20 protein-coding genes and 1 pseudogene are annotated in these 22,335 nt (G+C 72.5%); 9 read left to right on the top strand and 12 right to left on the bottom strand.

Annotated elements, in window-relative coordinates:
• The first annotated feature begins 275 nt into the window (after nucleotides 1-275).
• On the top strand, nucleotides 276-1,313 hold the full coding sequence (locus D3A59_RS17830) for a hybrid sensor histidine kinase/response regulator (RefSeq protein ID WP_170162360.1): 1,038 nt from the start codon (nucleotides 276-278) through the stop codon (nucleotides 1,311-1,313).
• 18 nt (nucleotides 1,314-1,331) lie between these two features.
• Here the strand turns inward: D3A59_RS17830 and D3A59_RS17825 are convergent, their stop codons facing one another.
• Genes D3A59_RS17825 through D3A59_RS17800 form a run of 6 tightly spaced genes read right to left on the bottom strand, consistent with a single transcriptional unit; the run spans nucleotide 1,332 to nucleotide 7,301 of the window.
• Nucleotides 1,332-3,257 carry a hybrid sensor histidine kinase/response regulator gene (locus D3A59_RS17825; RefSeq protein ID WP_119156677.1) on the bottom strand — a complete coding sequence of 642 codons (1,926 nt, stop codon included), beginning with the start codon at nucleotides 3,255-3,257 and terminating at the stop codon, nucleotides 1,332-1,334.
• Complete coding sequence (locus D3A59_RS17820) at nucleotides 3,254-4,624, bottom strand: ATP-binding protein (RefSeq protein ID WP_119156676.1); 1,371 nt, start codon at nucleotides 4,622-4,624, stop codon at nucleotides 3,254-3,256. The genes D3A59_RS17825 and D3A59_RS17820 overlap by 4 nt, the downstream gene beginning before the upstream one ends.
• Nucleotides 4,621-5,643: an ATP-binding protein gene (locus D3A59_RS17815; RefSeq protein ID WP_119156675.1), complete on the bottom strand. Its 1,023-nt coding sequence runs from the start codon at nucleotides 5,641-5,643 to the stop codon at nucleotides 4,621-4,623. The genes D3A59_RS17820 and D3A59_RS17815 overlap by 4 nt, the downstream gene beginning before the upstream one ends.
• 1 nt (nucleotide 5,644) lies before the next feature.
• The gene (locus D3A59_RS17810) at nucleotides 5,645-6,058 is read right to left on the bottom strand and encodes an anti-sigma regulatory factor (protein WP_119156674.1); all 414 of its coding nucleotides are present in this window, start codon (nucleotides 6,056-6,058) and stop codon (nucleotides 5,645-5,647) included.
• Between the two features lie 9 nt (nucleotides 6,059-6,067).
• On the bottom strand, nucleotides 6,068-6,424 hold the full coding sequence (locus D3A59_RS17805; protein WP_119156673.1) for an STAS domain-containing protein: 357 nt from the start codon (nucleotides 6,422-6,424) through the stop codon (nucleotides 6,068-6,070).
• A gap of 4 nt (nucleotides 6,425-6,428) precedes the next feature.
• Nucleotides 6,429-7,301: an STAS domain-containing protein gene (locus D3A59_RS17800; RefSeq protein ID WP_119156672.1), complete on the bottom strand. Its 873-nt coding sequence runs from the start codon at nucleotides 7,299-7,301 to the stop codon at nucleotides 6,429-6,431.
• 213 nt (nucleotides 7,302-7,514) lie between these two features.
• Between D3A59_RS17800 and D3A59_RS17795 the strand changes: the two genes are divergently transcribed.
• Genes D3A59_RS17795 through D3A59_RS17785 form a run of 3 tightly spaced genes read left to right on the top strand, consistent with a single transcriptional unit; the run spans nucleotide 7,515 to nucleotide 10,163 of the window.
• Nucleotides 7,515-8,519, top strand: a complete 1,005-nt coding sequence (locus tag D3A59_RS17795; RefSeq protein WP_240636110.1) for an MBL fold metallo-hydrolase — start codon at nucleotides 7,515-7,517, stop codon at nucleotides 8,517-8,519.
• Between the two features lie 23 nt (nucleotides 8,520-8,542).
• Nucleotides 8,543-9,256, top strand: coding sequence for a PIG-L deacetylase family protein (locus D3A59_RS17790; protein WP_119156671.1), 714 nt, complete (start codon nucleotides 8,543-8,545; stop codon nucleotides 9,254-9,256).
• Nucleotides 9,243-10,163 (top strand): glycosyltransferase family 2 protein, encoded by a 921-nt coding sequence (locus tag D3A59_RS17785; protein ID WP_119156670.1) that lies wholly within the window; start codon nucleotides 9,243-9,245, stop codon nucleotides 10,161-10,163. The genes D3A59_RS17790 and D3A59_RS17785 overlap by 14 nt, the downstream gene beginning before the upstream one ends.
• A gap of 6 nt (nucleotides 10,164-10,169) precedes the next feature.
• Here the strand turns inward: D3A59_RS17785 and D3A59_RS17780 are convergent, their stop codons facing one another.
• Nucleotides 10,170-10,673, bottom strand: a complete 504-nt coding sequence (locus D3A59_RS17780; RefSeq protein WP_240636109.1) for an SET domain-containing protein — start codon at nucleotides 10,671-10,673, stop codon at nucleotides 10,170-10,172.
• A 119-nt stretch (nucleotides 10,674-10,792) separates the two neighbouring features.
• On the opposite strand from D3A59_RS17780, the gene D3A59_RS17775 reads away from it, so the two are divergent.
• Nucleotides 10,793-12,373: a bifunctional aminoglycoside phosphotransferase/ATP-binding protein gene (locus D3A59_RS17775; RefSeq protein ID WP_119156669.1), complete on the top strand. Its 1,581-nt coding sequence runs from the start codon at nucleotides 10,793-10,795 to the stop codon at nucleotides 12,371-12,373.
• A 16-nt stretch (nucleotides 12,374-12,389) separates the two neighbouring features.
• Here D3A59_RS17775 and D3A59_RS17770 read toward each other — a convergent pair whose 3' ends face one another.
• The 4 genes from D3A59_RS17770 to D3A59_RS17755 all read right to left on the bottom strand — a co-directional run bounded on the left by D3A59_RS17770 (nucleotide 12,390) and on the right by D3A59_RS17755 (nucleotide 17,763).
• A complete protein-coding gene (locus tag D3A59_RS17770; protein WP_119156668.1) occupies nucleotides 12,390-12,863 on the bottom strand; it encodes an acyl-CoA thioesterase in 474 nt (157 codons plus the stop codon).
• Nucleotides 12,860-14,554, bottom strand: a complete 1,695-nt coding sequence (locus D3A59_RS17765; RefSeq protein ID WP_119156667.1) for an indolepyruvate oxidoreductase subunit beta family protein — start codon at nucleotides 14,552-14,554, stop codon at nucleotides 12,860-12,862. Before D3A59_RS17765 ends, D3A59_RS17770 begins: the two co-directional genes overlap by 4 nt.
• 10 nt (nucleotides 14,555-14,564) lie before the next feature.
• A complete protein-coding gene (locus tag D3A59_RS17760) occupies nucleotides 14,565-15,539 on the bottom strand; it encodes a Bug family tripartite tricarboxylate transporter substrate binding protein (protein WP_119156666.1) in 975 nt (324 codons plus the stop codon).
• A 73-nt stretch (nucleotides 15,540-15,612) separates the two neighbouring features.
• Complete coding sequence (locus D3A59_RS17755; protein WP_119156712.1) at nucleotides 15,613-17,763, bottom strand: thiamine pyrophosphate-dependent enzyme; 2,151 nt, start codon at nucleotides 17,761-17,763, stop codon at nucleotides 15,613-15,615.
• Between the two features lie 118 nt (nucleotides 17,764-17,881).
• Here D3A59_RS17755 and D3A59_RS17750 point away from each other — a divergent pair, with 118 nt between their 5' ends.
• The 3 genes from D3A59_RS17750 to D3A59_RS17740 all read left to right on the top strand — a co-directional run bounded on the left by D3A59_RS17750 (nucleotide 17,882) and on the right by D3A59_RS17740 (nucleotide 19,805).
• Nucleotides 17,882-18,811, top strand: coding sequence for a LysR family transcriptional regulator (locus D3A59_RS17750; protein ID WP_240636108.1), 930 nt, complete (start codon nucleotides 17,882-17,884; stop codon nucleotides 18,809-18,811).
• Nucleotides 18,780-19,385, top strand: a complete 606-nt coding sequence (locus tag D3A59_RS17745) for an alpha-ketoglutarate-dependent dioxygenase AlkB (protein WP_119156665.1) — start codon at nucleotides 18,780-18,782, stop codon at nucleotides 19,383-19,385. Before D3A59_RS17750 ends, D3A59_RS17745 begins: the two co-directional genes overlap by 32 nt.
• Nucleotides 19,386-19,496: 111 nt before the next feature.
• The gene (locus D3A59_RS17740; protein ID WP_119156664.1) at nucleotides 19,497-19,805 is read left to right on the top strand and encodes a hypothetical protein; all 309 of its coding nucleotides are present in this window, start codon (nucleotides 19,497-19,499) and stop codon (nucleotides 19,803-19,805) included.
• A 16-nt stretch (nucleotides 19,806-19,821) separates the two neighbouring features.
• Here the strand turns inward: D3A59_RS17740 and pstS are convergent, their stop codons facing one another.
• A complete protein-coding gene (pstS, locus tag D3A59_RS17735) occupies nucleotides 19,822-20,886 on the bottom strand; it encodes a phosphate ABC transporter substrate-binding protein PstS (protein ID WP_119156663.1) in 1,065 nt (354 codons plus the stop codon).
• A gap of 1,063 nt (nucleotides 20,887-21,949) precedes the next feature.
• Between pstS and D3A59_RS17730 the strand changes: the two are divergent.
• Nucleotides 21,950-22,335 (top strand): annotated as a pseudogene (locus D3A59_RS17730) (hypothetical protein); the annotation flags it as partial.

Raw genomic sequence — 22,335 nt, 5'->3', positions numbered from 1 at the left:
AGTCAGCGAGGAGGACACGCCGGCGGGCTCCTTGCGCGTCGCGCGCTTCTCGCTCGGCTTCTACGGGCACCAGGGCCGCATCACGGTGGCATCCTCGCGCCCTGATTTCCCGAAGGCGACGGAGCTCGTTCTCCTGAGGTCGGCGGCCAGCTTGGCCGCCAGCGGGCTGCGCTCCGCGCGACTGACGTACGAGCGCGAAAGGGCCCTGCGCGCCAAGGACGAGTTCCTGGCCATGCTGGGCCATGAACTGCGCAACCCGCTGGCGCCCATCGTCAATGCCCTGGACCTCATCAAGCTCAAGGCCGGCGGCCGGCGGCCGGCTGACGCGGGAACAGACCATCATCGAAAGACAGGTCAACCATCTCAAGGGGCTGGTGGACGACCTGCTCGACGTGACGCGCCTCACGGCGGGAAAGATCGAGCTGCGGCAGGAAATCCTGGAGATCCATGCCGTCGTCCTTGCCGCGCAGGAAGCGGCGCAGCCCTTGATCGAGCAGCGCCGCCACCGCCTGCGCCTCGATGTCCCGGTCTCCGGCCTGCGCGTCAGGGGCGATTCCCTGCGCCTCGCGCAGAGCGTGTCCAACTTGCTGATCAATGCGGCCAAATACACGGACCCCGGAGGAAATATCACGGTGTCCGCGCACCGGGAATCGGACAAGGCGGTGCTGCAAATCACCGACACCGGCACGGGCATCGCGGCCGATTTGCTGCCCCACGTGTTCGACCTGTTCGAGCAGGGCGCGGTGTCCATCGACCGCTCCCGCGGCGGACTCGGGGTCGGGCTGGCCGTCGTCAGGTCGCTGGTGAATATGCACGGTGGCACGGTGAGGGCCGAAAGCGCCGGCCCGGGCACAGGCAGCACTTTCACCGTCGTTCTGCCCATGGCGGAAAACGAAGCGCTCGCGGCTGCATCGGAATTGGCGCCGTTTCCTGGGGCGACGGGTGCCGGCGCCCCGGAATGCGTGCTCATCATTGACGACAACCGGGATGCCGCGGACGTCCTGGCCAAACTGCTGGAAACCTGCGGCCACGAGGTGCACGTCCGTTATTCGCCGCCGGACGCCCTGGCCGCCTGCGAGTCGCTGGTTCCCAGTCTCGTCATCGTCGACATCGGCCTGCCCGTCATCAACGGCTATGAGCTGGCCGGCCTCATCCGCGCCCGTTTCCCGGAGAACCCGCCGCGCATCCTGGCGGTCACCGGCTACGGGCAGCCAGTGGACCGCCAGCGCAGCCGCGAAGCCGGCATTGACGCGCACCTGACGAAACCGGTGTCCCTCAAGGTACTGCTCGACCAGCTCCGCAGGCCGGCCTAGCGGCCGCAGCCGACCACTTCAAGCCGGCGCCCGGCCCGCGCCGATGATCGCCAGCAGCTGCTCCACGTCGGCGGGCTTGACCAGATGGTGGTCGAAGCCCGCCTCCTGCGCCTGCACACGGTCGCTCTCGCTGCCGTAGCCGGTCAGAGCGACCAGGATCGCGCCGCGCCCCTGCGGGGTGCGACGCAGCGCGCGCGCCACCTCGTACCCGTTCATGCCGGGCAGGCCGACGTCGAGCAGCACTACGTCGGGCGCGAAGACCGGCGCCGCGGCGAGCGCCTCGGCGCCGTCGCCGCAGACCCGCACCTCGTGGTCGTGCAGCCGCAGCAGCAGGCCGATCGCCTCGGCGGCATCGGTGTTGTCGTCGACCACCAGCACGCGGCGCGCGGCGGACGCGGCGGCCTCCGCGGTCGCCGCACCCTGCGGCTGCGGCGCCTCGGTCACCGGCAGCACGACGCTGAACTCCGCGCCCTGGCCGGGCCCGGCGCTCGCGGCCTGCACCGTGCCGCCGTGCAACTCGACGAGGCGGCGCACCAGCGACAGCCCGATGCCCAGGCCGCCCTGCGAGCGGTCGAGCGTGCGCTCGCCCTGCGTGAACAGGCCGAAGATGCGCGGCAGCAGCTCGGCGCGGATGCCGCAGCCGTTGTCGACCACGCGCACCCGCACGCCGTGCTCCGCCGGCTCGACGTACAGCCCGATCTCGCCGCCTTCGGGCGTGTACTTCGCCGCGTTGTTGAACAGGTTGCTGAACACCTGCGACAGCCGCACCGCGTCGCCGCGCACCCAGATCGGCTCGCCGGGCAGCGCGAGCGTGACCTGGTGGCCGCGCGACTCGGTGAACTCGCGCGTCGTCTCCAGCGCCGCCTGCAGCACCGCGCGCAGCTCGACCGGCTCGACGCGCAGGTTGATCTTGCCGTGGCTGATGCGCGAGATGTCGAGCAGGTCGTCGACGAGGCGCGCGAGGTGGTCGGCCTGGCGGCCGATGATCGAGATCGCGCGGCTGTCGAGTGCGTCGCGCTCGCCGCGGCGCGCCAGCAGGTCGACCGCGCTGCGGATCGGCCCGAGCGGGTTGCGCAGCTCGTGCGCGAGCATCGCGAGGAACTCGTCCTTGTGGCGATCCGCCTCCAGCAGCAGCAGCTCGGCCTGCTTGCGCGAGGTGACGTCCTGCGAGATGCCGGCGAAGCGGTGCGTCGCGGCCTGCGCGTCGCGGATCGGGAAGCCCCGCTCCGCGATCCAGCGCGCCTGGCCGTCGGGCCCGACGATGCGGTACTCCTCCTCGTAGACGCCGCTCTCGAACAGCCGCGCGAAGCCCTCGCGCACGCGGGCGCGGTCCTCCGGGTGGATCGCGGCGAACCACTCCTGCCAGTCGCGCTGCAGCGGCTCGGCGCTGCGCCCCCACAGCCGCTCGTAGGCGGGGCTGACGTACTCGAAGCCGGCCTCGGCCGGGCTCAGCACCCAGAACACGTCGCTCACGCTCTGCGCGAGCTGGCGGAAGCGCTCCTCGCTCGCGCGCAGCGCCCCCTCGGCGCGCCGGTGCGCCTCCTCGGCGCGGCGCATGCGCAGCAGCGCCTTGACGTTGGCCACGAGCTCCTCGGCGTCGATCGGCTCGACCAGGTAGCTGTCGGCGCCGGCGTCGAGCGCGCGCACGCGGTGCGCGCTGTCGACCAGCGAGGCCGAGGTCTGCAGCACGATCACGGTCGCCGTCGCGGGATCTTCCTTGAGCCGGCGGCAGACCTCGAGCCCGTTGATGTCGGGCAGCTTCACGTCCAGCAGCACCAGCTCCGGCGCCTCGCTGCGCGTGAGCTCGAGCGCCTCCTGGCCGGTGCGCGCCTCCACGACGCGGAAACCCGCCAGCGTCAGCACGCGCGTCTTCACGTAGCGCGCGGCGTCGTTGTCGTCGACGTTCAGGATCAGTGCGCCGGCAGCGCTCTTCGGCGGCGTCATGCGGAACCTCCCTCGGACGGCCCCGCCGCTACGGCGGCGGGCGGCGACAGCTGCATCGGCAGCGTAAAGATGAACACCGAGCCGCTGCCGAGCCGGCTCTCGACGTCGATGCGCCCGCCAAGCAGCGCGGCGAGCCGCCGGCACAGCGGCAGGCCGAGGCCGGTGCCGCGCACGTGCCGCTGCAGCTCGTTCTCGATCTGCGCGAACTCCTCGAAGATCAGCTCGAGGTGGTCGGGCGCGATGCCGATGCCGGTGTCGGCCACGCGCAACTCGACGAGCCCCGTGCCGGCCTGCTGCCGCGCCGACACGCGCACCTCGCCCTCGCGCGTGAACTTCAGCGCGTTCGAGATCAGGTTGCGCAGGACCTGCGATACCTTGCCCTCGTCGCTGTGCAGCGGCGGCAGCATCGACGCGTCGTCGAACACCAGCTCGACATGCGGGTGCACGCGCAGCGGTCGCAGCGTGCCGCGCAGCGCGCCGAAGAGATCGGCGAGCGTGAACACGCTCGGGCGCAGCGCCACCTTGCCGGCCTCGATCTTCGCGATGTCGAGCAGGTCGTTGACCATCTCGGACAGGTCGGCCGAGGCGCGCGCGATCAGCCGCACCTGGTGCTCCTGCTCGGGCGACAGCTCGCCGTCGATGCGCGACAGCAGCAGCTGCGTGAGCGCGTGGATCGAGCTCAGCGGCGTGCGGAACTCGTGGCTGACGTTGGACAGGAAGCGCGACTTCATCTCGTCGGCGCGGCGCAGCCGGTCGGCGTTCTCCTCCAGCTCGGCATAGAGCGCGACGACGCCGCGGTTGGTGTCCTCGAGCTCGCGCGTCATGCGCGCGAGCTCCTGCTGGCGCTCGCGCAGCGCGGCCAGCGCCGCGAGCAGCTCGCGGTTCTGGCGCGAGAGCTCCTCGTAGGCCGCGGCCGGCGCCTGCGGCAGGCTCCACGCCGCCTCGCCCGGGCGCGGCGCGGACGGCAGCGTCTTGCGCAGCCGCACCGTCGTGCCCTGGCCCGGCACCGACTCGATGCGGCAGTCGTCCATCAGCCGCATCGCGGCCTGCAGCCCGAGGCCGGCGCCACCGCCGCCGTCCGGGCGGCGGCCGGCGAGCAGCTCGGGCAGGCCCGGGATGCCTGGCCCTTCGTCGCGGATGTCGATGCGCAGCGCCGGCGGCATCGACTCCTCCTCGAGCGTGAACTCGATGCGCCCGCCGCCGGCATGGTGCAGCGCGTTGCGCGCGAGCTCGGACACGGTGGTCGCCACGCGCACCGGATCCTGCCCGGAAAGCCCGAGCGCGGCGCTGATCTCGCGCGCGCGCTGGCGCGCGAGCACCACGTCGGTCTCGCTGTGCAGCGGCAGCGCGTGCAGCAGCCGGCTCATCGGGCGCCTCCCGCGGCACGGCGCCGCACCGCCAACACCGTCACGTCGTCGCGCTGGCGCCAGAAGTCCCGGTAGAGCACCGCGGCGACGAGCGTCGGGTGCCGCACCGACAGGCCCGGGTAGCGGTCGAGCGACCAGTGCGTGCCGAGCCCGTCGGAGTGCATCAGCAGCAGCGCCGGCTCCTGCCATTCGTAGTCGAAGTGCTGGATGCGCCGCACGTTGTGGCCGACGATGCCGTTGAGCGAGACCATCTGCCGCCCGCCGCCCTGCGGTGGCAGCACCAGCGACGAAACGTTACCGATGCCGGCGAACTCCACCCGGCCGCTCGCGGGCAGCAGCCGGGCGCAGGCCACCGCCGCGCCGCGCGTGAGGCGCAGCGCGGCGTGCACCTGCTCCAGGCAGGCCTTGGGCGGCTGCGGCTGCAGGCCGACGCAATTCGTCGCCGCCGTCGACGCGTCGTGCGCCTGCGGGCCGTGGCCGAGGCCGTCGGCGACCATCGCGAGCAGCTCGTCGCCGGCCGTGGCGACCGCCCAGCCGTCGCCGCTGACCAGCTCGCCCGGGTAGGGCACGCACACCGCGCCCCACTCGAACTCATGCCGGGCGGCGGCCGGCGCGCCGGCACGCTGCACCAGCAGCCGCAGCGCGGTGCCCGCCCCGGGGCTCGAGTAGACGTCGCAGGCGTCGGCGACGCGGTGCATCGCGCCGAGCCCGCCGCCGAGCGTGCCGGCAGTGGAGTAGCCGTCGGGCGAGGCGCGCGCCCAGTCGAAGCCGGGGCCGCGGTCGAGCGCGACGATCTCGATCGCGCCGGCCGGCTGCTCGGGCTCGTGCAGCACGCGCACCAGCAGCTCGCCGTGGCCGGCATGCTTGAGCACGTTGGTCGCCGCCTCGGTGAGCACGAGCGCGACGCGCCCGGCGTCGCGCTCGTCGTAGCCGAGGCTGTGCGCGAGCTCGCCGACGCTGCGCCGCGCCGCGGCCACCTGCGAGGCGTCGTTGAGCAGCAGGCGCATCGAGCAGCTCATGTCAGCGCTTCCATTTGGTGATGCTCACGCGGGTGCCGCGTCCGGGCGCCGAGTCGATGTCGAAGAGGTCGGAGAGGCGCCGCGCGCCGCTCAGGCCCAGCCCCAGGCCGTTGCCGGTGGTGTAGCCGTCCTTGAGCGCGAGCTCGATGTCGGCGATGCCGGGGCCCTCGTCGCGCAGCGTGAGCTGCACGCCGCTGCGCAGGCCCTCGCGCACCGCCACGACCTCCGCGCTGCCGCCGCCGCCGTAGATCACGGTGTTGCGCGCCAGCTCGCTCGCGGCGGTGATGAGCTTGGTCTGGTCGACCAGCGACAGCCCCTGCGCGAGCGCGAGGTCGCGCACCACCTGGCGCAGCCGCACGACGTCGTCCTGAGAGTTGAGGGGCACGGTGACGGGCGCCGCATTGTGGAGTGCCATGCCGCGCCTTCAGTCGAGAGCCGACTGCAGCAGCGCCATGCCTCGCTCCACGTTGAGCGCGGTGCGCACGCCCTCGAGCGTCAGCCCCAGCTCGACCAGCGTGATCGCCACCGCCGGCTGCATGCCGACCACCACCGTCTGCGCGTCCAGCACCCGCGACATCGCGGCGATGTTGCCGATCATGCGGCCGATGAAGGAGTCCACCACGTCGAGCGAGGAGATGTCGATGAGCACGCCACGCGCGCGGTCGCGCACGATGCGCGTGGTCAGGTCGTCCTGCAGCGTGAGCGCGAGGCGGTCGTACATGTCCACCTGCACCGTCACGAGCAGGAAGCGCCCCATCTTCAGAATGGGTATTCGGTCCATCGCGTCAGGCGGCTTTGCGTGCTGCGTTCAGTTCTAGCGAGGAGCCGCTGCGCTTGAGCGCAACGATGAAGGCGTCGGCGAGCGTGGCCTTGGTGGTCACCTCCGACAAATCGACACCGAGGTGCACGATGGTCTGCGCGATCTGCGGCCGGATGCCGCTGATGATGCAGTCCGCCCCCATCAGGCGCGCCGCCGCCACGGTCTTGAGCAGGTGCTGCGCGACCAGCGTGTCGACAGTGGGCACGCCGGTGATGTCGATGATCGCGATCGACGAGCCGGTCTCGACGATCTTCTGCAGCAGGTTCTCCATCACCACCTGCGTGCGGGCGCTGTCGAGCGTGCCGATCAGCGGCAGCGCGATCACGTTCTCCCACAGCTGCACCACCGGCGTCGAGAGCTCGAGCAGCTCCTGCTGCTGTCGCGCGATCACTTCCTCGCGGCTTTGCTGGAAGACCTCGATCGTGTGCAGGCCGATGCGGTCGAGCAGCGTGCTCACGAGCCAGGTGCGCTCGGCCAGCAGCGCCGCGTCGCCGGCAAGTGCCTCGCGCAGCGCGCCGAACACCGCCTGCTTCAGCGAGAAGACGAAGGTCGCCGTCTCCGACGGCGTGAAGCCCTGGCGCGCGCGCGTCGACGACAGCGCGGCCATCACGTGCCGCACCTCGTCCCACTCGGGCGTGGCGAGATCGTCGCCGTGCGCACGCTGCAAGGCGGAGCGCAAGGCGGTAAAAAATTCTTCCGATTCCTGCCGATTCTGCGATTGCGACAGCGCGCCCCTGCGTGACATCAGTGCGTTCTGGTCGCGCAGCCACTCGCTCAGGATGCGATCCTGCTGGGTGGCCAGCAATTCGCCCAACTGGTTCAGGGCCTGATTCGGCATTCGGTTCCTCCCGGAAGCGCGGCGGTGACCGCCGGCACGTTGTTGGATGTTGATGTGTCTTGTCCCGTCGAGGCGGGTGTTCCATTCTTCGATCGAAGGCGCGGCCGGCCTCCGGACAGGGGGTAGAGCAAAGAGTGTGCCTACCCCCGGGCCGCGGAAGAGGCCGGGAACCCGCCTTGCCGCTGCCGGAGGGAACGGTGCTTGACGGGGGCCATGATGCAAGCAGGAGCGCGGTGGGGACGGAGACTGGCGGCCTGGGGGCTGGCGGTGGCGCTCGGCCTGCCGGGCGCGGCCGTGGCGCAGTGGCCCTCGGCGCAGCTGCCGCCGCCGGTGCCCGCGCAGGCGCCGGCGCCGCCTGAGCCGGTGCATGTCTGGAACCTGCCGGCACCGGACAAGGCGCCGGTGCTGGAAAGCGGCTCCGTCTACTTCGTCGGTACCGCCACGGTGATCCTGCGCTATGCCGGCTTCACGATCCTCACCGACCCGAACTTCCTGCACAAGGGCGACCACGCCCACCTCGGCTACGGGCTGAAGTCGCCGCGGCTGACCGACCCGGCGATGAAGTTCGAGCAGTTGCCGCCGGTCGACCTGGTGCTGCTGTCGCACTACCACGGCGACCACTTCGACCAGATCGTCGAGGAGAAGCTGCCGCGCGACACGCGCATCGTCACGACTGACCATGCGGCGCGCCAGCTGCGCGAGCGCGGCTTCACCGCGGTGCAGGCGCTCGACACCTGGCAGTCGGTCGAGCTGCGCCGCGGCGACGCGCGGCTGCGCATCAGCGCGATGCCCGGCCGCCACGGCCCCACCGGCGCGCGGCTCGCGCTGCCCGACGTAATGGGCAGCCTGCTGGAGTTCCACGACCGCGCCGGCCGGCAGCTCTGGCGCATGTACATCAGCGGCGACACGCTGGCGATCGACGAGCTCCGCGAGATCCCGCGGCGCCATCCCGGCATCGACCTGGCGCTGCTGCACCTCGGCGGCACGCGCGTCTTCGGCGTGCTGGTGACGATGGACGCCGAGCAGGGCGTGCAGGCGCTGCGCATGATCGACCCGGCCACCGCGATCCCGATCCACTACAACGACTACGCGGTGTTCATGTCGCCGCTGGAGGACTTCAGGAAGGCGGTGCGGGCCGCGGGCCTCGAGCAGAAGGTGAAGTACCTGTCGCACGGCGACACGCACGAGTTCCGCGTGCCGCGCCAGCGCCTGCCCTGAGCCGCCGCCGCCCCGCCGACCGCATGCCCGCGCTGCCGCCGCTCGAACGCCTGCTGGTGGTCTCGCCGCATCTCGACGACGCGGTGTTCGGCTGCGGCGAGCTGCTCGCCGCGCACCCGGGCAGCGTCGTCGTCACGGTGTTCGCGGGCGATCCCCCGCCCGGGCTGCCGCTTGCCGACTGGGACCGGCGCTGCGGCTTCGGCAGCAGCGACGAGGCGATGCCGGCGCGACGCGCCGAGGACCGCGCGGCGCTCGAGGTGCTGGGGGCCGCGCCGCGTTGGCTCGGCTTCGTCGACGACCAGTACGCGGCGCCGCAGCGGCCTTGCGTCGCGGCGCTCGCCGACGCACTGGGCGCGGAAATCGACGCGGCCCGCCCGGACGCGGTGGTGCTGCCGATGGGCCTGTTCCACTCGGACCACGAGCGCGTGCACGAGGCCGGGCTGCGGCTGCTGCGCGCCGCCCCCGGGCGGCTGTGGCTCGCGGTCGAGGACGCGCTCTACCGCCGCATCCCGGGCCGGCTGCAGCGCCGTCTCGTCGCGCTCGCCGGCGCCGGCATCGTCGCCACACCCGCGTTCCCGCTGCGCAGCGGCCCGCCGCAGGCGAAGCGCCGCGCGCTGGCGCACTACGCGAGTCAGTTGCGCGCCTTCGGCCCCGCGGTGCCGGCCGACCTGGAGGCGCCGGAGCGCTACTGGCGGCTCGGCCTCGACGAGGAGGGACAAGGCGATGACGCCCGATGAGCGCATCACGGTGGTGGTGCTGACGCACGAGCGCGTCGGCGAGCTGCTGCGCACGCTCGTCGAGCTCGCCCGGCTGCCCGAGCGGCCGGCGATCGTCGTCGCCGACAACGCCTCGCGCGACGGCACCGCCGCGCGCGTCGCGCGCGAGTTCCCGCAGGTCACGGTGGTGGACACCGGCGGCAACCTGGGCGCGGCGGGGCGCAACGCCGGTGTCGCGCGGGTCCGCACCCACTATGTCGCCTTCTGCGACGACGACACCTGGTGGGCGCCGGGCTCGCTCGCGCGCGCGGCCGACCTGCTCGACGCGCACCCGCGCATCGGCGCGCTGAATGCGCGCGTGCTGGTCGGCCCCGAGGGGCGCGAGGACCCGACCTGCGAGGTGATGGCGACGAGCCCGCTGCCGGCCGCGGGCCTTCCCGGCCCGGCGCTGATCGGCTTCATGGCCGGCGCGGTGGTGATGCGCACCGCGGCCTTCTCGGCGGCAGGGGGCTACGAGCCGCGGCTCTTCCTCGGCTGCGAGGAGCGGCTGCTGGGGCTGGACCTGCTGGCCGCCGGCTGGCAGATCGTCTACGTGCCCGGGCTCGTCGTGCACCACCATCCGTCGAGCGTGCGCGACTCGCGCGGGCGCCGGCTGCTGATGGCGCGCAACACGCTGTGGATCGCATGGCTGCGGCTGCCGTGGCGGAGGGCCTTGTTCGAGACGCGCCGCGTGCTGCGCGAGGCCCGAGCGCAGGGTCTCCTCGGCACGGTGCTGCGCGCCGCGCTGCCGGGCCTGCCCTGGGCGCTGCGCCGGCGCCGCGTGCTGCCGCCGGCGGTGGAGGCGATGCGCTGGCGCGTGCTGCACGGGCCGCCGCGCGAGCGGCCGATGGCGCCGGGCGCCGCGTGCAGGCCGGAGGCCGGCGCCTGAAGAGGCCTACAGCCGCCCGGCGCAGCGCGGCGCGCCGCAGCGGCAGGCGAGCCGTCCGGCGTGGTGCGTCTCGCCGTAGCGCAGCGTGAGCTCCTCGCCCGCGTCGATGTCGCGCAGCGCGTAGAAGGCGGCGCGCCCCTGCTCGGTCCTGAGCACCACGTTCGGCGCGCAGGAGTGGTTGGCGTAGCGCAGCGGGTCCTGCGAATGCGTCGCGTCGATCGCGCGGCGCTGCGACACCGCGATCATCATGATGCGGCCGGTGGCGCGCTCGGCGGCACGCGCGCGGCGCTCGGCCTCGGCGATCGAGACCGGCTCGCCGCGCACCTCGCCGATCTTGGCCCGCGCCGGGATCGGCGCCAGCGCGAAGGCGCCGAGGCCGTCGATCGCGCTCGGCCGCACCTCGACCGGGTGGCGCTGCGGGTCGCGCGGCCGGCCCCCGGGCGCGGCGGGCACGGCAGGCGCCTCGGCGGCGATCGGCGGGGCGAGGGGGCGGGTGTGCAGCGTGGGCAAGGCGGGACTCGCAAGGGGAGAGCGTCGGCAGCCCGCACTGTAGCGGCGCCGACACGACCTGCGTGCCGGCAGGGTCGCCCGGCTGCGGCGGCCGCGCGCCCGTGCGACGATGCGCGCCGATGGACCCGCTGCAAGACCACCTGAGGCTCGTCGACGGCCTGCGCCGCGCGCTCGCCGCCGCGCCCGGCGGCGCGCCGGTGCAGGTGCTGCACACCCACCTGTCGACCGTGCTGCTCGCCGCCGACAGCGCCTGGAAGCTGAAGAAGCCGCTCGCCACCGGCTTCGCCGACTTCTCGACGCTGCAGCGGCGGCGCCATTTCTGCGAGGAGGAGCTGCGCCTGAACCGCCGCACCGCGCCGGGGCTCTACCTGGACGTGCGGCCGGTGGTCGGCACGCCGCAGCAGCCGCGCTTCGGCGAGACGCCTGCCGAGGACCGCACGGCCCTGGACTGGGCGCTGCGCATGCGCCGCTTCGACGGCGGCGCGCTGCTGTCGGAGCTCGCCCGGCAGGGCCGGCTGACGGCGGCGCTGGCGGACCGGCTCGCGCAGCGCGTCGCGGCCTTCCACGCCGGCCTGGCGCCGTCGCCGCCGGGCTTCGGCGCGCCGCAGGGCGTGCTGCGCTGGGCGCTCGACAACCTGCGCGAGCTCGCCGACGAGGCGCCCGCGCAGGCCGCGCGCCTCGCGGCGCTCGAGCAGTGGACGCGCGCGGAGTTCGAGCGCATCGCGCAGCGGCTGGCGCAGCGGCTGAGCGAGGGCCGCGTGCGCGAGTGCCACGGCGACCTGCACCTCGCCAACCTGGTCCTGATCGACGGCGAGCCGCTGCCCTTCGACGCGATCGAGTTCGACCCGGAGCTGCGCCACATCGACGTCGCGAGCGATGCGGCCTTTCCCTTCATGGACCTGATGGCCCACGGCCTGCCGCGTCTGGCCTGGCGTTTCGTCAGCGGCTGGAGCGAGGCCACGGGCGACCGCGGGGCGCTGGCGCTGCTGCCCTTCTTCTCGGTGTACCGGGCGCTGGTGCGCGCGAAGGTCGCGCTGCTGCGCGCGGGCCAGCTCGCGCCGGAATCGGGGGAAGGCCTGCGGCAGCTCGCCGCCTTCCAGTCCCGGCTCGCGCTCGCCGAGACGCTCGCGCGGCCGCGCCCGCGGCGCCTGGTGCTGACCTGCGGGCTCTCGGGCAGCGGCAAGAGCAGTGTCGCGCAGGGCCTGCTGGAGGCGCTCGGCGCGGTGCGGCTGCGCTCGGACGTCGAGAGGAAGCGCCTGTTCGGCATGGCGCCGACCGAGCGGCCGGCCGTGGGCAGCGCGCTCTACGGGCCCGACGCGACGCGGCGCACCTATGCCGAGCTGGAGGCGCTGGCGCGCACGCTGCTCGAAGGCGGCACGCCGGTGGTGATCGATGCCGCCTTCCTGCGCCGCGGCGAGCGCGACGCGATGCGAGCGCTCGCCGCCGGGCTCGGCGCGCGCTTCGCGCTCGTCGAGTGCCGCGCGTCGCACGAGGTGCTGCGCACCCGGCTGCGCGAGCGCTCGGCCGCCGGCGAGGACCCGTCGGACGCGGGCGAAAGCGTGCTGGACCTGCAGTTGCGCGTGCACGAGCCGCTGGGCGAGGACGAGCGGGCGCACGCCTGGACGATCGACACCGACATCCCGCGCGCCGAGCTCGCGGCGCTGGCCGATGCGGTGGCCGCGGCGCTCGGACGCGAGTGAGGGCCCGCCAGGCCGCTCAGCCCTCGCAGAGCGCGCGGATCTCCGGCGCCTCGACCGCGCGGATGCCGCCGCCCTCGCGGTGCGCCGCGAACACGCGCACCTCGGTGCCCTCGACCAGCAGCTTTCCGTCGCACCAGATGCGGTGGCGCTGCACGAAGCTCTTGCCGCGCCACTCGATCACCTCGGTCTCGATCGCGAGCCGGTCGCCGTAGCTCGCCGGGCGCAGGAAGCGCGTCTGCGCGTCGACGATCGGCGTGCCGATCACGCCCCAGCGCCTTTCCGTCTCGCGCCACGCCGGCACGCCCCGGTGCACGAAGTAGTGGCGGCTCGCCGCGTCCATCCAGCGGTAGAAGTTCGGGAAGTAGACGATGCCGGCGGGGTCGCAGTCGCCGAACTCGACGGCGACCTTGTGGAGCGCGTCGCTGTCGGCCGGTGCGGCGGGCTCGGCCTCGGCGGCCGGGCTGCGGGGAAGGGACTCGGGTGCGTTCATCGGGCGGTGGCGGGCTGGTGTTCCGGGGCGCCGGCGCGCGCGGCGGCCGGGGCCGGCTGCGCGGTGCGCGGCGACGGCGCATTGTCGCCGGGCCTGCGCTTGTAGAAGCGGATCGGCTGGGCCCTGAGCGGTCGCGGCGGCGCGCCGTGCGCGACCATCACCTGGTCGAGCGCGCGGCCGGCATCGTCGGCGAGTGCGGCCTTGCGCGCGGCCTGCACGGCCTGCACGCGCTGCGCCGCGGGCGTGTCGGGGCGCTCGCCGCCCGAGAGGTGGTCGACGACGTGCAGCAGGTTCTCCTTGCCGCGCTCGTTGGTGCTGCCGTAGCCCTTGATCAGCCGTCCGCACTGCGCGAGCTCGTGCCCGAGCGCCCAGTGCTCGCGGGTGCCGCGCACGACGCAGGCGAGCCAGCGCTCGATCAGCGACTGCTCCAACTGAAAACGGCTGCCGCGCCTGCGCTGGCCCTTCAGCCCCGCGACGAAGCGCAGCGCGAGGGCGCCGCGCACCGAGTGCGTGCCGATCTTCAGCGGCAGTGCCCAGGGCTCGCGGCCCTGCCTGCGGCGGCGCTCGTCCCAGGCGCTCAAGGCGCGAGCCAGGCCCTCGGGCAGCAGCGCCGCGAACTCCGGCACGCCGGGCTTGAAGTGGTCGTAGACGCGCACGATCTCGTCCGGCGCCGCGGCCACCTCGCGCCGCACGCGTGCCGCGCGGCTGTCGCGCAGCTTCAGCTCGGCCACACGCACGATGTCGTCGAAGGCCATCCACAGCGCGAGCCAGCGCGCCATTTCGGCCGTCACCGCCCGGCCGTTCGCGCCCGACGGATCGCTCGCCTTCTCGGCGTCGAGCACGCGCTGCAGGCGCTCGAGATACAGCTCGGCATACTTGCGGTCCTGGTAGTCCGCCAGGCGCGCCCAGCCGAGCTCGACGAGCTCCAGCGCCGGCTGCGGGAAGCGCGCGCGTGCCGCGTCGGGCAGCGGCACCGGCGGCCTGGCCGGTGCGGCGGCTGCGGCCGCGCCGTCGATTGCCTGCTGCACCGCCTGCTGCACGACCTGCTGCTGCGCGCGGCGCGCCTGCACCGCGTCGTAGGCCAGTGAAAAGCCGCGCAGGCTCGCCTCGACGCCCTTGCCGGAGCGGCGGATCGTCTCCTCGTAGGCACTGCGACTGAATGGCAGCAGCCCGGTGCCGGCGATGGCGCCGAACAGCACCGCGCTGATCACGGTGCCGGCCTGGCGCGCCATCGCCGCCATGTCCAGCACCTCGGCCTCGCGGCTGTTGCGCTGCACCGCGGCGAGCAGAGCTTCCTGCGCCATGCGGCCGTCGGCCTGCTGCATCTTCTCGGCCACGGTCAGCGTGCGCGCGCTGGAGCTCACCACTACCGTGCGGTCGGCGCCGGCCATGCCCAGCCCGATCTGGCGCGCGGTCTCCAGCAGCTCGGAGGAGACCAGCAGGTCGATCGCGCCCGGCACCGGGTTCAGGCTGAAGACCGGGCGGCGGCCGCCGAGCTCGCGGTCGGGGCGCGGGTGCACCTCGATGTAGTAGGTGGTCGCCCCGGTGCGCTGCGCGACGCCGGGGATGGAGGTGGCCTGCGCGCTGTGGCCGCTGTGCACGGCGGTGTCGTACAGCCACTCGGACAGCACGCCGCCGCCCTCGCCGCCGAGCGCGCACACCAGGATCGTCAGGGGGCGGTTGGAGCTCATGGGGTGATCCTCAATCGGCCTTCAGGCCGACCTCGCGGATGAAGGCGCCGAAGCGGGCGCGGTCCTGGTTCTGGCGCTCGACGAACTGCTGGCGGCTCATCGAGGCGGGCTCGCTGCCGATGCCCTTCATCACCTCGACCACCTTCGGGTTCGCGAGCGCCTTGTTGATCTCGGCGTGCAGCTTCGTCACCACCGCCGCCGGCGTGCCGCCGGGCGCGTAGACGCCGAAGATCGTGTCCGCGTCGAAGCCCTTCATGCCGGCCTCGGCAAGCGTCGGCACGTCGACCTGCGGCGAGCGCGTCGGGCTGCCGACGGCCAGCACCTTGAGCTTGCCGTCCCTGGCGTGGCGCAGGCCCGGGCCCGAGTCGAACATGAACTGGATCTGGCCGGCCAGCAGGTCGGTGAGCGCCGGCGCCATGCCGCGGTAGGGCACGTGCATCGCGTCGATGCCGGCCTGGCGCTTGAGCATCTCGCCCGCGATGTGCGGCGAGCTGCCGGTGCCGGCCGAGCCGTAGGAGAGCTTGCCGGGGTTGGCGCGCGCGTAGGAGACGAACTCCTGCACGTTGTTCACCGGCACCGACGGGTGCGTGACGAGGAAGACCAGCACGCGCGCCACCGACGCCACCGGCTGCAGGTCCCGCTCCGCGTCGAAGGGCATCTTCGTGTAGAGGAAGGGGTTGACCGTCACGGCGCCCCCGGAGCTCATCAGGAAGGTGTGGCCGTCGGCGCTCGCCTTGGCCACCGCCTCGGCGCCGAGGTTGCCGTTGGCGCCGGGCTTGTTCTCGACCACGACCTGCTGGCCGAGCTGCTCGGTCAAGGCGGTGCCGAGCGCGCGGCCGATCACGTCGGCAGCTCCCCCGGGCGGGAAGTTGACGACCAGCTTGATCGGCTTGCTCGGCCAGTCGGCCTGGGCAAAGGCGGGGCCGGCGACGGCCATCGAGGCGGCCAGCGCCAGCAGCGCGCGGCGGGTGGTCCTGAATTTCATCGTCTGTCTCCTTCGGTGGATCGAGGGCGGATTCCCGTCGTCGCGGGAATCTCGTTGCTTGCAGGAATCCTTGTCAGGCCGGGCGCAGCGCGCGCGTCACGCCCTCGCGCAGCCGCGCCATCCATCGCTCGGCCCAGCCCGGGTTCTTCACGACCTCGGCCCGGTAGAACGAGGGGCACAGCGTCGCGGCATGGGCGTTGGCGCCGCACAGCCCGCAGCCGACGCAGCCGTCGATGACGGTCGCGACCGGGTCGACCTTCAGCGGGTCGGGGTTGTCCTTGAGGGTCAGCGTCGGGCAGCCCGAGAGCCGGATGCAGGCGTGGTCGCCGGTGCACACGTCCTCGTCGACGCCGTACTTCACGCGCACCACGCGCTCGCCGCGCTTCAACTTGCCGGCGATCCAGGGCTTGATGCGGCGCTGGCGCTCGAGCTGGCACTCGCCCTCGGCGATGATGATCTTGAGGCCGTTGAAGTCGCTCGTGAGCGCCTCCTGCACCGTGCGGCGCATCGCGTCCACCTCGTAGGTGTGCACGGTCCGCATCCACTTCGCGCCCATGCCGCGCAGCGTGTCCTCGATGGTCTGGTTCTGGTGCGCGAGGCTCTGGTGCTTGTCGGCGGCGCTTTCCTTCGCTTCCTCGTCGGGCGTGGAGATGATGTCCTGCGTGCCGGTCGCCGAGGTGTAGCCGTTCTTCATGATCAGCAGCACCGCGTCGTCGCTGTTGAAGAGCGCGGCCTGCACGCCGGTGAGCAGCCCGTTGTGCCAGAAGCCGCCGTCGCCCATGATCGCGAGCGTGCGGCGCTGCATCATCGGCGACACGCCCGCGCGGCTCGCGAGGCTCATGCCGTAGCCGAGGATCGAGTGGCCGGACGAGAAGGGCTCGAAGGTCGCGAGCGCATGGCAGCCGATGTCGGCGGCGACGTGCACCGGGCCGACCTGCTGCTGCGCCAGTTTCAGCGCGGAGAACACCGGGCGCTCGGGGCAGCCGACGCAGAAGCCCGGCGGCCGTGCCGGCAGCGCGCCGGTGTCCTTCGCGACCGACTCGCGCCGCTGCGCGTTGCCCGCGAGCCACCGGCGGGCCTCGCCGAGGTCCACCTGCGGCAGGTACTTGCCGACGAACTCCAGCAGCCCCCCGGCCATCGCCTCGACGGTGTATTCCCCGGCGGCGGGCAGCAGGTCCTTGCCGTGCACGGGGGTCTGCACGTCGAGCCGGCGCAGCGCCTGGATGATGTCCTTCTCGATGTACTCGGGGCTGCCTTCCTCGAGCACCAGCACCGCGTCCTTTCCAACGCAGAAGCGCGAGACCTCCTCGGGCACCAGCGGGAAGGTGACGTTGAGCGCGAGGATCGGGATCTCGCTGTCGCCGAAGGCGTCGGCGAGGCCCAATTGCTGCAGCGCGCGCACGAGCGCGTTGTAGAGCCCGCCCTGCACGATCAGGCCGACGTTCCTGCGCGGACCGTCGAAGAGCTCGTTGAGGCGGTGCTCGGCGATGTAGCGCTGCGCGGCCGGAATGCGCTGCTCGGTCTTCAGCTTCTCGTGGCGGAAGGTCACCGGCGGGTGCGCGAGCCGCATGTAGTCGAAGCCGGCCGGCTCCTCGATCAGCGCCTGCGTCGAGACGCGCGGCGCGACGTTGTCCTTGCACTCGAACTTGCCGCGCACGTGGCAGGCGCGGATGCGCACCTCCATGATCGCCGGCATGTTCGAGGCCTCCGACATCGCGAAGGCGTGCCCGACCATGTCCACCATGTTGGCGAGGTCCGGCCGCGGATCGAGCAGCAGCAGCGTGGACTTCATCGCATAGGCGTGCGTGCGCTCCTGGATCACGCTCGCGCCCTCGCCGTAGTCCTCGCCGACGACGATCAGCGCGCCGCCGGTGACGCCCGGCGACGCGAGGTTCGAGAGCGCGTCGGCCGCGACGTTGGTGCCGACGATCGACTTCCAGGTGACGGCGCCGCGCAGCGGGTAGTGGATCGAGGCGCCCAGCATCGCCGCGGCCGAGGCCTCGTTCGAGCAGGCCTCCACGTGCACACCGAGCGTGTCGAGATAGGGCTTGGCCTGCACCATCACGTCGAGCAGGTGCGAAACCGGCGCGCCCTGGTAGCCGCCGACATAGGCCACGCCCGACTGCAGCAGCGCCTTGGTGATCGCGAGAATCCCCTCGCCGTGGAAGGTCTGGCCCGCGCCGAGCTGCAGCTGCGCGATTTCCTGGGTGAACTGGACTTCCATGATGCTGCCGGCCGGACGGTGCATGCCGCGCGGCCTCGTCTCCTGTGGCTGTGCATGGACTGTAGGCACCGGGTTTTCATTCGTCCATGCAATGCGCTTAGTGACTACGATTCGCGCCGTGCATATCAAGGACTTCGACCTCAACCTGCTGCATGTCTTCCAGGCGGTCTACGCGGCGCGCAACGTCAGCCGCGCGGCCGAGAACCTGGGCCTGTCGCAGCCGGCGGTGAGCCATGCACTCACGCGCCTGCGCCTGTCGCTGCACGACCCGCTCTTCGTGCGGGCCTCGGGCGGCGTCGCGCCGACGCCGAAGGCCGACCACTTTGCGCGCCAGGTCGAGGCGGCGATGAAGGTGCTGGACGTCGCGCTGCACGAGTCCGACGTGTTCGAACCGGCGCGCTCGCAGCGGCGCTTCGCGGTCTACATGAGCGACATCGGCGCGGACGAATTCCTGCCGCAGTTGATGCGCGAGGTGAGCCGCGAGGCGCCGGGGGTGCGGGTCGAGGTGGTGCCGCTCGATCCCGCGGCCATCGTGCCGGCGCTCGAGGACGGCCGCATCGACCTCGCCTTCGGCTACCTGCCCGAGGTGACCGGCACCGAGCGCGCGCGGCTGCTCGACGAGCGCTACGTGGTGCTGCTGCGCCGGGGCCATCCGCTCGCCGGCCGGCTGCAGGGGCGCGAGGCGCTGCAGCAACTCGACTTCATCCTCGTCAGCAGCCACGTCGAGCCGGCCCGCGCGCTGCACCTGCTCGGGCTCGAGTCGCGCATCCGGCTGACGCTGCCGCATTTCGCGGTGGTGCCCTCGATCCTCGCGGCGACCGACCTCGCGGTCGTGATGCCGCTGCGCCCGGCGCGCACCTTCGCCCGGCGCCATGCGCTGCAGGTGGTCGAGCCCGACCTGGGCCTGCCGCCCTTCACGGTGTGGCTGCACTGGTACTGGCGCTTCCACAACGATCCGGGCCAGCGCTGGCTGCGCGAGATCGCGCTGCGCATGCGCTTCGACGAAAGGCCGCACGATGAACCCGACGGGTCCGAACGGACAGCTTGAGCTCTTCGGCGCCGAGGCGGCGCCCCTGCCGCCGGGCTTTGCCTACCGGCGCGACTTCATCGACGAGGCCGAGGAGGCGGCGCTGCTCGCGGCGATCGCCGCGCTCGGGCTGCGCGAGGCGCGCTACAAGGAGTGGACCGCGCGGCGACGCGTCGCGAGCTTCGGCAGCGAGTTCGACTTCGACACGAACCGGCTGCAGGCCGGTGCCGCGCTGCCCGAGGCGTTCCGGCCGCTGCGCGCGAAGGCCGCCGCCTGGCTCGGCGTCGCGCCGGAGGCCTTCACCAACATGCTGGTGGCCGAGTACCGCCCCGGCACGCCGCTCGGCTGGCACCGCGACGTGCCGGACTTCGAGGCGATCGTCGGCGTGTCGCTGGCGGGCGCCTGCGAGATGCGCTTTCGCCGCTACCCGCCCGTGCCGTCGCGGAGGAAGGGCGCGCTGCTGAAGCTCGAGCTCGAGCCGCGCTCGGCCTACATCCTGTGCGGCGAGGCGCGCTGGGACTGGCAGCACGCGGTCGCGCCGACGCCGGGCCTGCGCTGTTCGGTGACTTTCCGCACGCCCGCGGCGCGCCGTTGAGGATTGGGCCGGGTCCCGGCCTCATTTCCGCGGCTCGGCCGCGGGTTCATCGCCCTATCGTTGCCGCCCACGCAGGCCGCCCCCCGGCGGCATCGTCAGAAAGGCTTCGCGATGTCCCCGCAATCCCTCCCGAACAAGATCCAGCCGAGCACCGGTCCGCGCCGGCTGCGGGTGTGCCGCGCGGCGACGATGCTGGTGATCGAGCCGCTCGATCCCTGCGGCGAGCACCGGCCGGTGCCGGTCGATCTCGCGGTGCTGGAGCGCTTCTCGCGGCTGATGGCCGCCCAGGGCTGGCAGGCGCATGTCTCGCGCCTGGCCTACGACCGCATCTACGCCGGCCAGCGCTTCTCGCTCGCCTTCCGCCGCGGCAGCGACGAGTTGCGCGACATGGGGCACGCGCTGATGGCGCGCCTCGCCTGAGGCGGCCGCCCCGGGCTCAGAACACCTGGTAGTTCAGCGGCTGACCCTCGCGGGTGCGGATGCCGTCGAAGCGCGTCGCGAGCTGCGACTGCATGCTGGTGGGCAGCGGCGCGAAGCCGGTGCCCTGCGTCAGGCGGTCGCCGTTCATGAAGCACCAGTAGAGGAAGCGCAGCGCCGCGTCGGCGCCGTCGGCGGAGGCCGGCAGCGCATCGACCAGCACAAAGCTCACGAGCGTGATCGGCCAGGTCTCGCCGCCCGGGCGGTCGAGCAGCGAGGCGCGGTCGTCGTTGCGGCGGTACAGGTCGCTCTCGAGGATCGCGCTGCGGAAGCCCGTCTCGGAGGCGGCGACGAAGTGCCCCGCCGCATTGCGCAGGCGCACCGTGGAGAGCCGGTCCTGCACCGAGCGGTCGTAGCTCACGTAGGCGATCGAGCCGGAATGCGCCTTGAGCGCACGCACCATGCCGTCGTTGCCCTCGGCGGCGACCACCTCGCCGGGCCAGCTCGGCGCCTGGGCCGCCCCGACCTGCTGCCGGAAGCTTGCCGAGACCTGCGCGAGGTAGCGCGTGAAGCCCTCGGTGGTGCCGGACTTGTCGGCGCGCACGATGCGCCGGATCGGCAGCGCCGGCAGCGCGACGCCGGGGTTGAGCGCGGCGATCGGCGCCTCGTTCCAGCGCGCGATGCGCCCGCTCATGATGTCGGCGAGCACCGGGCCGTCGAGCCGCAGGCGCTGGTCGCCGATGCCGGGCAGGTTCACCACCGGGACGATGCCGCCGACGAGCATCGGCAACTGCACCAGCCGGCGCTGCGCCAGTTCCTCCGGCGGCAAGGGCGTGTCCGTGCCGCCGAACTGCACCGTGCGCGCGCTGATCTGGCGGATGCCGTCGCCCGAGTTGGTCGGGCGGTAGCTCACCTTCGTGCCCCTGTCGCTCTTCGCGAAGGCCTGCGCCCAGCGCTCGTACACCTTGGACGGGAAGGTGGCGCCCGCGCCCTGCACCTGTGCGGTCGCGGGGACGGCCAGCAGTGCCGCCGCCACGCAGAAGACCGCCGCCCGCAGCATGCGGGCGGCCCGGAATGGATTCATCTTGGGGACCTCTTTGCCTGTGTCGAGTCGCGCGCCGCGGCCGGTGCCCCCGCATCGCCTCGCCTCGAGAAGGCGGGCCGAGGGCGGGATCTCCCCCTGGAGGCGGCCCGGTGGAGGGCGCTGGCGCGAAGGCGGAGAAATCCGCCTGCGCTTGCAACGTGCAAGAGGGATTATCTCTGATCGGGATCAAGCTTGACGCGTTCTGTTACTTGTGGGCGACCGCCCTGCCGCCCCTTGCATCGGCGCACCGTCCCCTTGCCGCCGCAGGGAGGCACACCGTGCGCCCACTCCCAGACTCCGGAACCGGGCTGTGCCCGCCTGCCTGCCCGCCATGCCGGGGCCGCACTTCCCCGCACGGCTCGTCCGGATGCGACGACAGGATCCTCGAAGCACCTCGGCGGCGCGCGAGGGCACTCGGGACGCGGGGCGCGGCCCCGGCGGGAGCGGGCGGGGACCGGCGACTGTGCCGTCCGGGAGCGCCCCCGGTCACGAGTCCCGCAGCACGGCGGCACGACACGGAAACGCGCCCCGGTTCTCCTGCCGCATTCTGCTCCCGCCCCCTTTCCCGGCCTCGTTTCGTGAAATCCATCACCTTGGGGAACCGGGGCTTCGTTCTCCCCCTGCGGTAATTGTTCACGCTTTTCTCGCTCCCCGGCGAAAAGCGGCGCCATTCCACTGCGGTAATAGTTCTCGCTTTGCGGGGTCGAGGTTACGGTTATGTAACTCGACGTGTAAGGCTTACACAAGGGAAAACCCCCCATTCGCTTTCATTCTCTTACGGTTGGGGGGTTGAGATCCACAGAATTCGGGTTCTTCGCAAGCCGGCTTCGATTCGAACCGGTTTTTCTTGCGGTCACCGGGACCACGTACCGGGGGCCTTCAACCCAAAATCGTTGGATTTCAAATGCGTTTTTCCATTCGGCCTTATCAGTCCCTGAATCTTCCTTTTGCCCTGTCCGCCTGCGCTCTGGCCGCTGTTTTGGCCGGTTGCGGTGGAGGCGGCGAGGATTCCTATTCTGATGCCGGCCTCGAACAAAACAGCGAAAACCTCGGCCAGGAAAGCGTGCACGACGCTTCCTATTCGAATGACGAGGTGGTCGCGGAAGACAATGCGAACTACGACCCCGTGCTGGGCGGTCGCGAACCGCTGGTGAACGTCATCGCGGCGGAATCCGCCGGGCTCGAGCGCGAATCGGTCGCGGCGACGAGCGGCGGCACCAACGCCACCACGCCGGGGGCCGTCTCGGTGCCCTACCCGACCGTCCACAACCTGAGCGTGCAGTGGGCGATCTCGGGTGACGACAACCTCAACGGCGTCGTGAGCGTGCGCTACCGCCCCTCCGGCACCAGCACCTGGCGCACCGGCATGGCGCTGACCCGCGTGCCGGCCGGCAGCAACAGCGTCGGCTTCTCGTGGACCAACCGCCACTCGGGCAGCATCCTCGACCT

This window comes from Caldimonas tepidiphila (genome assembly GCF_003569765.1).
Classification (GTDB): domain Bacteria; phylum Pseudomonadota; class Gammaproteobacteria; order Burkholderiales; family Burkholderiaceae_C; genus Caldimonas; species Caldimonas tepidiphila.
This window is presented reverse-complemented; position numbering and strand designations above follow the sequence as displayed.

Bases quoted from the DNA above. Each gene is read 5' to 3' on its own strand.
- D3A59_RS17815 (WP_119156675.1), bottom strand. From the start codon at position 5,643: ATGAGCTGCTCGATGCGCCTGCTGCTCAACGACGCCTCGCAGGTGGCC.
- D3A59_RS17820 (WP_119156676.1), bottom strand. From the start codon at position 4,624: ATGAGCCGGCTGCTGCACGCGCTGCCGCTGCACAGCGAGACCGACGTG.
- D3A59_RS17800 (WP_119156672.1), bottom strand. From the start codon at position 7,301: ATGCCGAATCAGGCCCTGAACCAGTTGGGCGAATTGCTGGCCACCCAG.
- D3A59_RS17795 (WP_240636110.1), top strand. From the start codon at position 7,515: ATGATGCAAGCAGGAGCGCGGTGGGGACGGAGACTGGCGGCCTGGGGG.
- D3A59_RS17765 (WP_119156667.1), bottom strand. From the start codon at position 14,554: ATGAGCTCCAACCGCCCCCTGACGATCCTGGTGTGCGCGCTCGGCGGC.
- D3A59_RS17830 (WP_170162360.1), top strand. From the start codon at position 276: ATGCCCTGGACCTCATCAAGCTCAAGGCCGGCGGCCGGCGGCCGGCTG.
- D3A59_RS17745 (WP_119156665.1), top strand. From the start codon at position 18,780: ATGAACCCGACGGGTCCGAACGGACAGCTTGAGCTCTTCGGCGCCGAG.
- D3A59_RS17760 (WP_119156666.1), bottom strand. From the start codon at position 15,539: ATGAAATTCAGGACCACCCGCCGCGCGCTGCTGGCGCTGGCCGCCTCG.
- D3A59_RS17805 (WP_119156673.1), bottom strand. From the start codon at position 6,424: ATGGACCGAATACCCATTCTGAAGATGGGGCGCTTCCTGCTCGTGACG.
- D3A59_RS17790 (WP_119156671.1), top strand. From the start codon at position 8,543: ATGCCCGCGCTGCCGCCGCTCGAACGCCTGCTGGTGGTCTCGCCGCAT.
- D3A59_RS17755 (WP_119156712.1), bottom strand. From the start codon at position 17,763: ATGGAAGTCCAGTTCACCCAGGAAATCGCGCAGCTGCAGCTCGGCGCG.
- pstS (WP_119156663.1), bottom strand. From the start codon at position 20,886: ATGAATCCATTCCGGGCCGCCCGCATGCTGCGGGCGGCGGTCTTCTGC.
- D3A59_RS17740 (WP_119156664.1), top strand. From the start codon at position 19,497: ATGTCCCCGCAATCCCTCCCGAACAAGATCCAGCCGAGCACCGGTCCG.
- D3A59_RS17810 (WP_119156674.1), bottom strand. From the start codon at position 6,058: ATGGCACTCCACAATGCGGCGCCCGTCACCGTGCCCCTCAACTCTCAG.
- D3A59_RS17825 (WP_119156677.1), bottom strand. From the start codon at position 3,257: ATGACGCCGCCGAAGAGCGCTGCCGGCGCACTGATCCTGAACGTCGAC.
- D3A59_RS17770 (WP_119156668.1), bottom strand. From the start codon at position 12,863: ATGAACGCACCCGAGTCCCTTCCCCGCAGCCCGGCCGCCGAGGCCGAG.
- D3A59_RS17775 (WP_119156669.1), top strand. From the start codon at position 10,793: ATGGACCCGCTGCAAGACCACCTGAGGCTCGTCGACGGCCTGCGCCGC.
- D3A59_RS17785 (WP_119156670.1), top strand. From the start codon at position 9,243: ATGACGCCCGATGAGCGCATCACGGTGGTGGTGCTGACGCACGAGCGC.